Here is a 13,026-nt window from a genome sequence, read left to right as displayed (position 1 = left end):
AAGGGGCGATCCAATCGCCCCTTTTTTTGCCTTGCGGGTTATCAGCCCATGCGACGCAGTGCGTCGATACGCTCTTCCAGCGGTGGGTGGCTCATGAACAGGCGAGCCATGCCCTGCTTGATGCCGCCGTTGATGCCGAAGGCGGTCAGGCTGTCCGGCATGTGCACCGGCAGGCCTTGCTCGGAGCGCAGGTGTTGCAGCGCCGCGATCATCGCCCCGGTACCGGCCAGGCGGGCACCGGCTTCATCTGCACGGAACTCTCTCTTGCGAGAGAACCACATAGTGATTGCACTGGCCAGGAAGCCCAGCACCAACTCGGCGAAGATGGTCGCCACGAAGTAGGCAATACCGCGTCCACCTTCGTTCTTGAAGATCACTTTATCGACAAAGTTGCCGATGATCCGCGCAAAGAACATTACGAAGGTGTTCACCACGCCTTGTACCAAGGCCAGGGTGACCATGTCACCGTTGGCCACGTGGCCGATCTCGTGGGCCAGCACGGCCTTCACTTCATCGTACGAGAAGCGTTCCAGCATGCCCTGGCTCACCGCAACGAGCGCGTCGTTCTTGTTCCAGCCGGTGGCAAAGGCGTTGGCTTCATAAGCCGGGAAGATCCCGACTTCAGGCATTTTAATGCCGGCTTGGCGGGATAGCTCCTCGACGGTCTGCAGCAACCATTGTTCATGCCGGGTACGGGGTTGGGTGATCACCTGGGTGCTGGTGCTCATCTTCGCCATCCACTTGGAGATGAACAGCGAGAACAGCGAGCCGGCAAAACCAAAGACCGCACAGAAAACCAGCAGCTGATTGAGGTTCAGGTCAACCCCGTTGGCCGCCATGAACCCATTGAAGCCGAAAAGGCTCAAGGTGATGCTGGCAATCAGCACGACCGCAAGGTTAGTGGCCAAGAACAGCAGGATGCGCATCATGGTTGTAGAATTCTCCTCATGCTTAATATGTCGCGTACTGCGGGGTATATAAGGTGCGGCATGGGGTGATTCAACCGAGCGACTATTTCAAACTGTGTCCTACAGCCTGAATGTAGAGTCTTGAAGGGCATTTCCGATAGGGAAAACAGGGCTGAATCGGTTCGCCGGTACCTCGCTGTCCCGTGAATACAGGGGGGCGCTGGCGTTTTCAGTGACGGCGAAGGGCCTGTACGGGGAAAAGCCAGAGAAGTGTTGCTAGATACTCGCTGTACGACCGATTGTCGGCCGTACAGCGTCGTTCGCGTTACTGGCGATAGGACTTGAGGAAGTTGCCGATGCGACCAATGGCCATGTCCAGGTCATCCACGCGTGGCAATGTCACTACACGGAAGTGATCTGGCCACGGCCAGTTGAACGCCGTGCCTTGCACCACCAGCAGCTTTTCCGACAGCAGCAGGTCGAGCACGAATTTCTCATCGTTGAGGATCGGACACACTTTTGGGTCGATCCGCGGAAAGGCATACAACGCACCCATGGGTTTCACGCAGCTCACGCCGGGAATGGCGTTGAGCAGTTCCCAGGTGCGATTGCGCTGTTCCAGCAAGCGGCCTTGAGGCAGGACCAGGTCATTGATGCTCTGGTAGCCGCCCAAGGCGGTCTGGATCGCGTGCTGGCTCGGCACGTTGGCACACAGGCGCATGTTGGCCAGCATGTCGATGCCTTCGATGTAGCTCTGGGCGTTGTGTTTGGGACCAGAGATGGCGATCCAGCCCGAACGGAAACCCGCCACGCGGTAGGACTTGGACAGGCCGTTGAAGGTCAGGCACAGCAGGTCCGGCGCCAGGGAGGCGGTGCACACGTGCACGGCGTCGTCGTAGAGGATCTTGTCGTAGATCTCGTCGGAGAACACCACCAGGTTGTGCTGGCGCGCCAGTTCCAGCATGCCCAGCAGGACTTCCTTGGAATACACCGCGCCGGTCGGGTTGTTCGGGTTGATGATCACCAGGGCCTTGGTGTTCGGGGTGATCTTGGCCTTGATGTCGGCCAGGTCCGGGAACCAGTCCGCGCCTTCGTCACACAGGTAGTGCACCGGGTGGCCGCCGGCCAGGGTCACGGCGGCGGTCCATAACGGGTAATCCGGCGCCGGCACCAGCACTTCGTCGCCATTGTTGAGCAGGGCCTGCATGGACATCACGATCAGCTCGGACACGCCATTGCCCAGGTAGATGTCTTCGATGCCGACACCTTCGACCTGCTTTTGCTGGTAGTACTGCATCACCGCCTTGCGCGCGCTGAACAGGCCTTTGGAGTCGCTGTAGCCCTGGGCGGTGGGCAGGTTGCGGATCACGTCCTGGAGGATTTCGTCCGGCGCTTCGAAACCAAAGGGCGCCGGGTTGCCGATGTTCAGCTTGAGGATGCGATGGCCTTCCTCTTCCAGGCGTTTGGCGTGCTTGAGCACTGGGCCGCGAATGTCGTAGCAGACGTTGGCGAGCTTGTTCGATTTGCTGACCTGCATGGCGATGTGATCCTGAAAATGAACGATCCAGACGGTGGGGACACTACCGTACTGCGAATCCTGCGGGGCCCGCACCCATAAATACGTTTGAATGCCGGTAGCGCGGGTGCCAGACTGGCGTTTTGAAGAGGCGCAATCATACGTGCCGCCTGATCCATGGAAAAGACACAGATCAGGCTTTTTCAGTTGCCGAGGTGTACCGATGGAAAAGTTGCAGAAAACCGTTGAAGAATGGAAGGCGATGCTCGATCCGGAGCAATACAACGTGTGCCGCCTCAAGGGCACCGAGCGACCTTTCAGCGGCAAGTACAACGGCACCAAGACGGACGGCGTGTACCGCTGCATTTGCTGCAACGAGCCGCTGTTCGACTCCACGACCAAGTTCGACTCCGGTTGCGGTTGGCCGAGCTTCTACGCGCCGATCGCCGACAGCGCGATGATCGAGATCCGTGACGTCAGCCACGGCATGATCCGCACCGAAGTGACCTGCGCCAAATGCGATGCTCACCTGGGGCACGTGTTCCCGGATGGTCCGCCGCCGACCGGCCTGCGTTACTGCATCAACTCGGTGTGCCTGGACCTCGTTCCGCGATAAACATTTTTTCTTTGGCGAGGGAGCAAGTTCCCTCGCCACAGAAGCGGTTATCGTTTGATATCGGCCTATCATTCTGGTCAATTAAATTGCACGCAATTGAATTGATCACTATGTTTATCCTTTCTTTCCGTTATCGAGACACTGCCATGAGCAACAACCTGCTGAGCATCCCTTGCACCACCATCAAAGGTGAGCAAAAGACCTTGGCCGATTTCGCCGGCAAGGCCATTCTGGTAGTCAACACCGCCAGCAAGTGCGGCTTCACCCCACAGTACAAGGGCCTGGAACAGCTCTGGCAGCAGTACAAGGACCAGGGATTGGTGGTGTTAGGCTTCCCCTGCAACCAGTTCGGCAAGCAGGAACCCGGTAACGAAGGCGCGATTTCCGAGTTTTGCGAGCTGAACTTCGGTGTCAGCTTCCCGCTGTTCAAGAAGATTGACGTGAATGGCAGCGACGCCCACCCGTTGTTCGTGCAACTGAAACAACAGGCGCCGGGTTTGCTCGGTTCCAAGGGTATCAAGTGGAACTTCACCAAGTTCCTCATCGGCCGCGACGGCCAGGTAGTCAAGCGCTTTGCGCCGACCACCAAGCCGCAGGACCTGACCCAAGAGATCGAAGCCCTGCTCAAATGACCGTCTCCCTGGCGCTCGATAATCAACTGTGTTTCAAGCTTTACGCCGCCTCCAGGGCGGTGACCCGCGCGTACAAGCCGATGCTCGATCAGTTGGGCCTGACCTACCCGCAATACCTGGTGATGCTGGTGTTGTGGGAGTGGCACGCCACAGCGCCGGCGCAGCCCACGGTCAAGGCGTTGGGGGAGCGCTTGATGCTGGATTCGGGCACGTTGACGCCGCTGCTCAAGCGCCTTGAGCAACTCAGTCTGGTCAAGCGCCAGCGCAGCGCCAAGGATGAGCGGGAGGTGCACCTGAGCCTGAGCGAAACCGGTGTGCGGCTGCGTGACCAGACCCATGGCCTCAAGACCCGGCTGCTGTGCGACAGCGGCATCGACCTGAACCAGGCTGACGCCTTGCGCGAGGGCTTGGACCAGTTGCTTCGACAGATCAGAGAGTTGTCGTCTTCGGCACCCACAGCTCAAGCAAACCACTGAGTTCCTCACGACGGAACGGCTTGGCCAGGTAGTCATTCATGCCCGCGGCCCGGCAACGCTCGCGCTCTTCGGAGAGCGCGTTGGCGGTCAAGGCAACGATCGGCAGGTCCGGCCAGCGCCCGCTGCGACGGATCTGCCGACTGGCCTCGTAGCCGTCCATCACCGGCATATTGCAGTCCATCAACACCAGGTCGAAGCGTTGTTCCTCAAGGAGTTTGAGCGCCTCGCCACCATGGGCTGCGACGATCACCTCACATCCCAGTTTGCTGAGCATGCCCTTGGCCACCAGTTGGTTGACCGGATTGTCCTCCACCAGCAGGATGCGCGCCCTGTGTGCCAGGGGTGCGGCTTCCATCTGGATCGGGTCGAGGATCAGTTGCGTGTCGCTGCGCAGGTTACGTTGCAGGATCTGATACAGCGCATTGCGGCTCAGCGGTCGCGCCTGTTGTTGCAGCGGCGCGAGTGCGGTGACTTCCTCGCTGGGCATGAAGTTGCCATAGGCGGTCACCAGCAGGATTGGCGCGCTGAGGGTGGGACGCAGGCGAAACAGGCATTCCGGGCAGTCGGTGATCAGCAGGTCCGGGGTTTGCCCGCTCACGTCATCGTCTTGCGAGTAGCAGCGGGGTGTCAGCCCCCAGTGAGGCAGCAGGGTGGTAAGCAGTTCGGTGAGGCCGCTGCCGGCATGGGTAATGGCGATGACCTCACCCTTGAGCGGCAGTGGCTGGACGGCGGGCAAATGGGTTGGCAGCGGCAGGTCGGCGCAGAACTGGCTACCGAAGCCCACTTCCGAGCTGATGCTCAGTCGGCCTTTCATGGCCTCACACAGGTTGTGCGTCAGCGCCAGGCCCAGGCCCGTGCCGCCGAACTGGCGAGTGATGCCGGCACCGGCCTGGGTGAAGGGCTGGAAGATCTTTACCTGGGCTTCCTGCGCAATGCCGATGCCGGTATCGCAGACCTCGATGCGTACCTGGCCCTCCCGCGCGCTGAGGCGAACATCTACCCGTCCGAAGCGCGTGAATTTCAGGGCGTTGGACAGCAGGTTGCTGACGATCTGTCGCACACGGGTCGGGTCGCCCAGGACCTGGGCGGGAAACTGCGGGTCGATCAGGCATGTCAGTTCGACACTCGGCGCGGCGTTCTGCGACAACAGGTTCGCGGTGTCTTCCACCAGAGAACCCAGGTCGAACGGGATGCGCTCCAACTCTAACTGGCCAGCGTCGAACTTGGACAGGTCGAGGATATCGTTGAGCAACTCCACCAGCACTTTGCCCGAGTCATGGGCAATGGACAGTTGCTGACGCTGCTCGGCGTTGAGTGGGCTGTCGAGTGACAGCGCGATCATCCCCAGCAGGCCGTTGAGCGGTGTGCGGATTTCGTGGCTCATGTTGGCCAGGAAGGCCGCCCGTGCTTGGGCCATGCCAAGCGCGTGGATCTTCGCCGCCTCCAATTCATCGTTGGACTGGCTCAACCGCTGGTTGCTGGCCTTGAGCTCCAGGGTGCGTGCGGACACGATGTCTTCCAGTTGCCCCAGGTATTCGGTCAGCCGATCTTCGGCGTGGCGGCGTTGCTGGATCTCCGTTTCCATGTTTTCGAACTGCTGGTTGGCAACGTTCACCAACACGCCGATTTCATCGTGCTCGTGGCCGGGCGGGCAGTCCAGGCGTGCCTGTCGGCGGTTGCTCAGCTCGCGGATGATGCGCACCAACGGCTGGGTCAGCATCACGTAGAACAAGCCCAACAGAATGCCGGTCAGCAACAGGCTGCGGACGAAGCCGTTGAGCAGGGTGATCTCAGCACGGCGCAGGAAGCGACTGCCAAAAGCATAGGTGTCCACGTCCAGGCGCAGCACACCGAGGGACTCGTTGGGCATGTGGCTGAGGAACAACCGGTCTTCAAACTGACGGTTGGCGCCGAACAGGAAATCGCTGACGGGGCGGTAAGTGCTTTCTTTAGGCGGGCGGTCGACATCGGCCAGCACCACGCCGTTGTTGTCGATCAACTGGGCATGAATGATGGCGGGGGAGTGCAGCAGGCCCAAGGTCAGTTCCTGGGCCAGTTCGGCGTCGATGTTATAGGCGATGCGTGAGGCGGGGTTGTGGCTGATTTCGATCAGCGAGCGAATTTCACGGTTGATGGATGCGTCTTCGCTGGCATAATCAATGCCGATTTGGATCAGGCTGAGCAAGGTTCCCAAGACGAAACCGACCAGCACAGTCAATCTGGCTTGTTTATAAGACAAGCGGTGGGCGAACTTGATATCCATTGAGTGTTGAACCACTTCACGTTTCCCTTCGCCCGGCAAGCATAGCTGAACATCCACAGGCTCTGGCTTACCCGGCATGAATCGTTTTTTTACGCAGCCTCGTGCGGTCTGCCGCAGGGTTGCCAATACGCCATCTTTTGCAAGAACTTGCCAGAGGAATAATTGTGGATTCTCGATTGAGTGCTTTTCTTGAGCGAGCCGATGCAGTGCTCGCCCGCCTGGAACCCCTGTTGCCCGCGCCCCGCCAAACCATCGATTGGCGCCAATGCCTGGCTGCCCGCTGGCAGCGTGAAGGACGCAGTGGTTTCCTGCTGCCGCTGGACGTGAGCCTGGAGATGCGCCTGTCCGACCTGATCGGCGTGGACAAACAACGTGAAACACTGGCGCGCAACACCCAGCAATTCATCGACGGTCTGCCCGCCAACCATGCACTGCTGTGGGGGTCGCGGGGCACCGGTAAATCGTCCATGGTGCGCGCCTTGCTGGCCCAGCACGCCAAGGCCGGTTTGCGCCTGATCGAAATCGAGCGCGACCATTTGGCCGACCTGCCGCGTGTGGTCGAGCAACTGGTCAAGCTGCCGCAGCGGTTTATCCTGTTCTGCGACGACCTGTCGTTCGAGGCCGGCGAAGGTGATTACCGCGTGCTTAAAAGCGTGCTCGACGGGTCCCTGGAGCAAGCCCCGGAAAACGTGCTGTTGTATGCCACCTCCAACCGCCGCCACCTTGTGCCGGAAAACCAGAGTGACAACGATAACTGGAAGCGCGTGGATGGCGAGTTGCACCCAAGCGAAGCGGTGGAGGACAAGATTGCCCTATCCGACCGTTTTGGCTTGTGGCTGTCGTTCTACCCCTTCACACAAGAGCATTTCCTAGATGTGGTGGAGCACTGGATCGGCGAGCTGGCGAACAAGGCCGGTTTGCAGTGGCAGCGCGATGAAGCCCTCGACATCCTGGCCGTGCGCTGGGCCACCGGTCGCGGCAACCGCAACGGCCGTTGTGCTTATCAGTTCGCTCGTTACTGGGTGGGCCTCAAATTGCTGGAGCGTCAATCATGATCGACCTACAAAGCGCCGGCACGGGCCTGGATGGCTATGCCATGCTCTGCGCGCAGTTGGAGTCGCTGCTGGCCGATGAGCGGGACTTCATCGCCAATAGCGCGCAGTTCTCAGCGTTCCTGTTCAACCAGTTGGATGACTTGAATTGGGCCGGCTTCTATCTCAATCGTAATGAAGAACTGGTGCTCGGCCCGTTCCAGGGCCAGATCGCCTGTGTGCGCATTCCGTTTGGCCGTGGAGTGTGCGGTGCCGCAGCCGCCTCGCGGCAGACCCAGCGCGTGGAGGATGTGCATGAGTTCCCAGGGCATATCGCCTGTGACAGCGCGTCCAACAGCGAGCTGGTGGTGCCCCTGGTCAAGGACGGCAAACTGATTGGCGTCCTTGACCTCGACAGCCCGTCGCTGGCGCGTTTTACCCTCGAGGATCAGACCGGTATTGAACAACTGGCGGCGATTTTCCTTCGCTCGACCGACTGCTGATCATGGGAGGGGCGGTTCCCGCCCCTCTACTGTCCCTTCAGACCGTGAAGTTGCATTTTCAGCAACCTCTCCAATTCCAGCATGAGCTTTTCCAGGGATTTCGCCCCGGCTTCGATCAACGCCCAGTCATCGCCGCGGGTACACGCCTGTTCAAGGGTTTCGCACTGCCTGGCAAGGGGACCTGCCTGGACAATGCGTGCAGCACCCTTGATTTTGTGAGCCTGTTCGGTGATCTCCTGAAGCGGGGCGTGAGCGCTGATCAGCGCCGTCATTTCCTGGCGATCGTGCTGACTGCTGCTCAACAGTTCTTGCAGTAAACGCCAGCTCAACTGCGGGTCGCCGCCGGTCAGGGCCTCAAAGTTGCCAAGGTCCAGGTGCAGGTCAGTGGCTTGCGGGGCGATCTTCGCCAGTTGCCGTTCCAGTGCCGTGAGGCTGATCGGTTTGAACAGGCAGTCGTTCATGCCTGCTTCGGCGCAGCGTTGCTTCTCTTCAGGTTGGGCATTGGCGGTAAAACCCAGTACCACGCAGGACGCCAGTTGCTCGCGTTGTTCGTACTCGCGGATCGTGCGACTCAGCTCGTAGCCATTCATGACGGGCATGTTGCAGTCGGCGATCACCAAATCGAAGTGTTCCTGGCGCCAGGCCTGGAACCCGGCGGCACCATTCTGGGCGGCGGTGAACTGATGTCCCAGGTAGCCTAGTTGCTGACACATCAGCAGTCGGTTTGCGGGGTGGTCGTCCACCACCAGCACGTTGAGTACGGGCGCGACTACGGGCGCCTCGGGTTTCTGCTCAGCCGCTGGCTGTTCCGGCTGCAGGCGGGTCATTTTCAGGCTGACATGCGCCTGTGTGCCCACCATGGGCACGCTGCTCAGGCTTAACTGCCCACCCATCATTGCGCAAAGACTGCGGCAGATCACTAGCCCCAGGCCTGCGCCACTCCTGGCCAGTTGTCCGGAGTTGTCGGCTTGGGCAAAGGGTTCGAACAGGCGCAACTGATCATCCCGGCTGATGCCTATCCCGGTATCCTCGACCACCAGTTTCATCTCGACCTGTTGCGCCAAATCGGTGGGCAATACCTGCACCTTGATTTTCACCTGGCCGCACTCGGTGAACTTGATCGCGTTGCTGACCAGGTTCGACAGTACCTGCTTGAAGCGCAGCGGGTCGATCAGGACCTCGGTGTTATCCAGGTCAGGTAAGAACTCAAGGGACAGGCTGAGGGTTTTCTGACGTGCCAGGCCATCGAAAACACGCACCACCGATTCGATCACTTCTCGCAGATTGACACGCTCCGGCGCAAGGCTCAGGCGGCCTGACTCGATGCGTGCGATGTCGAGGATATCGCCGATCAGCTCTAGCAGGTCCTTGGCCGAGTTGTATGCCACCTCGATAGCGGGGCGATCAAGATGGCCCTGATCGGCTCGCTTGAGCGTCAGTTCGAGCATGCCGATCACTGCGTTCATCGGCGTGCGAATTTCATGACTCATGGTGGCGAGGAACGTGCTTTTGGCTCGATTGGCTTCATCGGCGCGTTCTTTGGCGGCGCGGATTTCATCGAACAGCTGGCGTCGTTCGCTGATGTCGATCCAGCCGCCAATGATGCCTTGCACTTCCCCGGTAGAGTCACGGTAGGGCAGGATCCAGTGGTAGATCGTCAGTTTCTTCCCCTGGATATGCAGGGTGCGGTCCAGGATCAGCGGGTTGCCCTCAGCCATCACCCGCTGGTAATCGGCATGGTACTGCGTCGCGTCGGTTTCAAGGGCCGTGCTCATCTGGAGGGCGTTTTTGCCGATCACGTCTTCGCGCTTGACGTTGAACACCTGCAAGTAGCTGTCGTTGCAGGTCTGCAACAGGCCTTTGCGGTCACGTACATAGATCGGGTGTGGGGTTTCATTGACCAGCGCACGCATGAACTCGAATTGGTCACTGAGGGCGCGCTCGGCCATCTTGCGGTGCTTGATCTGGCGGCGCATGTAGGCGTTCCAGCTCAGGGATATCAACAGTAAAAGCCCGGTGCCGATGATGATACGGGCGATCAATTGGTGATAGTTGCGCCAGTAGCTATCGGAGGCTGCGGTATAACCTCGCCAGCGACTGTTGATGATGCCCAATTCATCCGGAGCGATACTCAGCATGGCCTTGTCGAGAATTGAGCTGAGTTCGGTGGCGTTGCGCGAGGTAGCCAGTGAATAGGTAGCGGGCATCGTGCCGATACTGAAGCTGATCTGGACCTTATCCTGAAAAATGGAGGAAGAGAGGTAATAGTTGGCGATCACCAAGCTGTTTACCGCGCCGTCGACCTGCCCTTGCACCAACAACTCGGCGGCCTTGAAATTGTCGCCTGTTTCCACCAATTGAATCGTGGGTAAGTTCTCGCGCAGGAACCTTGCCATTGGGCTGCCTTGGGTGACGGCCACACGTCTGCCTTCCATTCCCTCCAGACTGGTTGGGGCCTGGTTTTCCTTACGTGTCAACATTACGTAGGAGTTTTCCAGATAGGGGCGACTGAAGTTTAACTGGGCCTCCCGTTCGGTGGTGGGAATGATAGCGCCGATGATGTCGGCCTTGCCGGCGTCGACCTGTTCGATCATTGACTGAACGACGCGCTCACGCTGGATCTCGAAACGTAACCCTGTACGCAGGCGAACCAGTTCCAGCAAGTCAGCGGTGATGCCGCGAAAGTTGCCGTCGGCATCGAAGAACGTCAGTGGCGCGAAGGTTTCGTTCACGGTCACCTTGACCACCGGGTGGTCCTTCAGCCAGCGCTCCTCACGCGCGGTCAATTGCAGCTTCTGGTCAGTCAGCAGGATATCGCTGCCGGCGCTCCAACGTTTGGCGATCGCTTCCCGTTCGCTGGTGGGCACGGCCGTCAGCACGGCGTCGACAATACTCAACAGCGTCTGCTGGTGCTGGGGCATGGCAAAGCTGAATCCATAGGCCTCATGCTTGCCGAAATTGGCCATGCGGATGTTCTTCAGGTAGCCCTTGTTGATCATGTAATGGGTGGAAATGGTATCGCCCAGGAACACATCCGCCTGGTCGAATGCCACCGCATTCAAGGCATTTTGATAAGAAGGGTAGATGCGGACGATCGCCTCGGGGTACAGCTTTTCCACCTCGCTCAGCGGCAGGTAGTGGTAGACCAGCGCCAGGCGCATCCCGGCCAACCCATTGTTCAGGCTGCGGGTCTCACCTTCGCGGGTGACCAGGACCGGCTGGTCCACTGCGTAGGGCTCGGACAACGTGAGGTTCGGGTTTTCCGCCTCAAAACCGTTGGAAGATCCCAGCAAATCGATATCTCCCGCTTCAAGCGCGCGGATCGCGGCCTCTCGGGAGGGGTAGCGCAAGACTTTCACCGGCAAGGCCAGCGCCTTGGCCAGCAGGCCGGCGTAATCGGCGGTGAGCCCCTCATAGTCGCGACCGCTGGAGGTGAGGTCGAAAGGGGGATAATCAGGCGCCGCAGTGCCCAGCACCAACGCTCGCTTGTTTTGCAGCCATTGGCGTTGAGCCTTGTTCAGGTGGGTTTCCAGTTGAACCGAGCCTGCACGGCTCAACAAGGAGAAATGTTCCGAGCCCGTCGGCTGGTTCGCAAGTACGACGGCACTGAAGCACAAGCCGGCACTTAATGTAATCAGATAGTCCTTTATACGCCTGGGCATCCGCTTTCTCACACTAGCGCGTTTCGTTTTGCCATCTCGATAAGTTCTACCAAGGATTTGGCTTGAAGTTTCTGCATCAGCCTCTTTTTATAAGTGCTTACTGTTTTGTTACTTAAAAACATGCCTTTGGCAATTTCCTTGTTGGTTCGCCCTTGTGCAAAAAGCTGCAAGACCATGAGTTCCCGGTCATTGACGGTTTTGAACAATTCAAGTTCTTGGGATTCCACGCCGTCTGCACCATTGGTATTCAGTGCCTGGCTGGGAAAATAGTTGTAGCCGGATAATACCGCGCGAATGGCGCTCAGCAATTCACTCAGGTCGCCTTCCTTGCACACGTACCCGTCCGCGCCGGAGCGCATGCAGCGTGTAGCGAACAGGGTAGGTGACTGGGCTGTCAGGATCAGGGTTTTCATCGGCGTGTTCATGGCATTGAAGCGGCAGAGCACCTCGAGCCCATCCAGCTTGGGAATGCTGATATCCAGAATAATCAGGTCAGGCAGGCATTCGCGGACCATTTGTATGGCGTCGCAACCGTTATCTGTTTCGCCCACTACTTTGTAGCCTTCGTGCTCCAATAACATTCGAATGGCGAGCCGTATAACCGGGTGGTCATCGATAATAAAAACTGAGTTCATGATCACATTCCGTACAAGTGCAAATAAAGCGGGCACATTAGCTCAGAAGAGGACGGAGGAGCATGAGTCAAGGGCTGAGTAGATATAAAACAGGAAAAGTCCTACATCAAAAGAGGTAGCGGCCTACCAGTTTGCGAGGCTTAGTGAAGCGCTACCTCACGGTTTTGGACGTGAACAAGCTAGAGGCTGCCGTTGTGGATTTAACTGGCTCTTTGCAGTCATATTTCGTCTGCACATGATGTTTAATTCCTACATTTTTAATTTGAAGAGTGGACGGAGCAAGTGCGCAAACTCTTCCTTGTTCAGCGGCTTTGATAAATAACCGAGTAGAGGCAGGCCACGTTCCATGGCTTGGGTTATCAGGCTGGCAAGTTCTGTTACCGGTAAACCACTCAACAGGATGGCGGTCGTGGTAAGGCGTCGGCGACTGGCGATTTCAATCAGTTCGAGCCCCGGTAAGTCGGGTAGGCATTGGTCACACAAGATAATGTCGAAGGGCACTTCGGCCTGCGACATCAAGCAGATTGCCTGCTCGGCGCTTTCGGCCGGAGTCAGTAGTGCGAACCCGAAGCTTCTGAGCAGGCATTGGGTGGCGAGGAGTTGAAACGGATGATCTTCCACCAGCAGGATACGGAGCGGGTAACTGGGCATTGGGGCCACGCGGTGAGTCAAGCATCGAGGGAGGGCGTGTAGGAACAGTTGGCCCGGATCGCCCAGAGCGTGCGTGATTATTCATCGGGTGGTTGTGCGAATTCGATCAGGCTGCTCTGTTACCGTCGTAGGT

The 13,026-nt window shown here is 58.6% G+C and carries 11 protein-coding genes; 5 read left to right on the top strand and 6 right to left on the bottom strand.

Annotated elements, in window-relative coordinates; genetic code table 11:
* Window positions 1–41 precede the first annotated feature (41 nt).
* A complete protein-coding gene (gene htpX, locus EJ576_RS22070; RefSeq protein WP_016978461.1) occupies window positions 42–929 on the bottom strand; it encodes a protease HtpX in 888 nt (295 codons plus the stop codon).
* Between the two features lie 304 nt (window positions 930–1,233).
* Complete coding sequence (locus EJ576_RS22065) at window positions 1,234–2,445, bottom strand: pyridoxal phosphate-dependent aminotransferase (RefSeq protein WP_016978462.1); 1,212 nt, start codon at window positions 2,443–2,445, stop codon at window positions 1,234–1,236.
* A gap of 202 nt (window positions 2,446–2,647) precedes the next feature.
* Here EJ576_RS22065 and msrB point away from each other — a divergent pair, with 202 nt between their 5' ends.
* The 3 genes from msrB to EJ576_RS22050 all read left to right on the top strand — a co-directional run bounded on the left by msrB (window position 2,648) and on the right by EJ576_RS22050 (window position 4,148).
* Entirely contained in the window at window positions 2,648–3,040 is a 393-nt protein-coding gene (gene msrB / locus EJ576_RS22060) for a peptide-methionine (R)-S-oxide reductase MsrB (protein ID WP_122725176.1), read from the top strand.
* 146 nt (window positions 3,041–3,186) lie between these two features.
* Complete coding sequence (locus EJ576_RS22055) at window positions 3,187–3,672, top strand: glutathione peroxidase (RefSeq protein WP_033901385.1); 486 nt, start codon at window positions 3,187–3,189, stop codon at window positions 3,670–3,672.
* Window positions 3,669–4,148, top strand: coding sequence for a MarR family winged helix-turn-helix transcriptional regulator (locus tag EJ576_RS22050; RefSeq protein ID WP_122725178.1), 480 nt, complete (start codon window positions 3,669–3,671; stop codon window positions 4,146–4,148). The genes EJ576_RS22055 and EJ576_RS22050 overlap by 4 nt, the downstream gene beginning before the upstream one ends.
* Here the strand turns inward: EJ576_RS22050 and EJ576_RS22045 are convergent.
* Window positions 4,102–6,411 (bottom strand): response regulator, encoded by a 2,310-nt coding sequence (locus tag EJ576_RS22045; RefSeq protein ID WP_126571109.1) that lies wholly within the window; start codon window positions 6,409–6,411, stop codon window positions 4,102–4,104. The genes EJ576_RS22050 and EJ576_RS22045 overlap by 47 nt on opposite strands.
* 164 nt (window positions 6,412–6,575) lie before the next feature.
* Here EJ576_RS22045 and EJ576_RS22040 point away from each other — a divergent pair, with 164 nt between their 5' ends.
* Together EJ576_RS22040 and EJ576_RS22035 are read left to right on the top strand one after the other, a co-directional pair.
* Entirely contained in the window at window positions 6,576–7,466 is an 891-nt protein-coding gene (locus tag EJ576_RS22040; RefSeq protein WP_122725182.1) for an ATP-binding protein, read from the top strand.
* Window positions 7,463–7,945 (top strand): GAF domain-containing protein, encoded by a 483-nt coding sequence (locus EJ576_RS22035; protein WP_122725184.1) that lies wholly within the window; start codon window positions 7,463–7,465, stop codon window positions 7,943–7,945. Before EJ576_RS22040 ends, EJ576_RS22035 begins: the two co-directional genes overlap by 4 nt.
* A gap of 26 nt (window positions 7,946–7,971) precedes the next feature.
* On the opposite strand, the gene EJ576_RS22030 is transcribed toward EJ576_RS22035, so the two are convergent.
* The 3 genes from EJ576_RS22030 to EJ576_RS22020 all read right to left on the bottom strand — a co-directional run bounded on the left by EJ576_RS22030 (window position 7,972) and on the right by EJ576_RS22020 (window position 12,893).
* Window positions 7,972–11,607, bottom strand: coding sequence for a transporter substrate-binding domain-containing protein (locus EJ576_RS22030; RefSeq protein ID WP_126571108.1), 3,636 nt, complete (start codon window positions 11,605–11,607; stop codon window positions 7,972–7,974).
* A gap of 8 nt (window positions 11,608–11,615) precedes the next feature.
* Window positions 11,616–12,242, bottom strand: a complete 627-nt coding sequence (locus tag EJ576_RS22025; RefSeq protein ID WP_028615667.1) for a response regulator transcription factor — start codon at window positions 12,240–12,242, stop codon at window positions 11,616–11,618.
* Between the two features lie 249 nt (window positions 12,243–12,491).
* Entirely contained in the window at window positions 12,492–12,893 is a 402-nt protein-coding gene (locus EJ576_RS22020; RefSeq protein WP_126571107.1) for a response regulator, read from the bottom strand.
* Window positions 12,894–13,026 lie beyond the last annotated feature (133 nt).

This window comes from Pseudomonas sp. C 49-2, assembly GCF_003970195.1.
Classification (GTDB): Bacteria; Pseudomonadota; Gammaproteobacteria; order Pseudomonadales; family Pseudomonadaceae; genus Aquipseudomonas; species Aquipseudomonas canadensis.
This window is presented reverse-complemented; position numbering and strand designations above follow the sequence as displayed.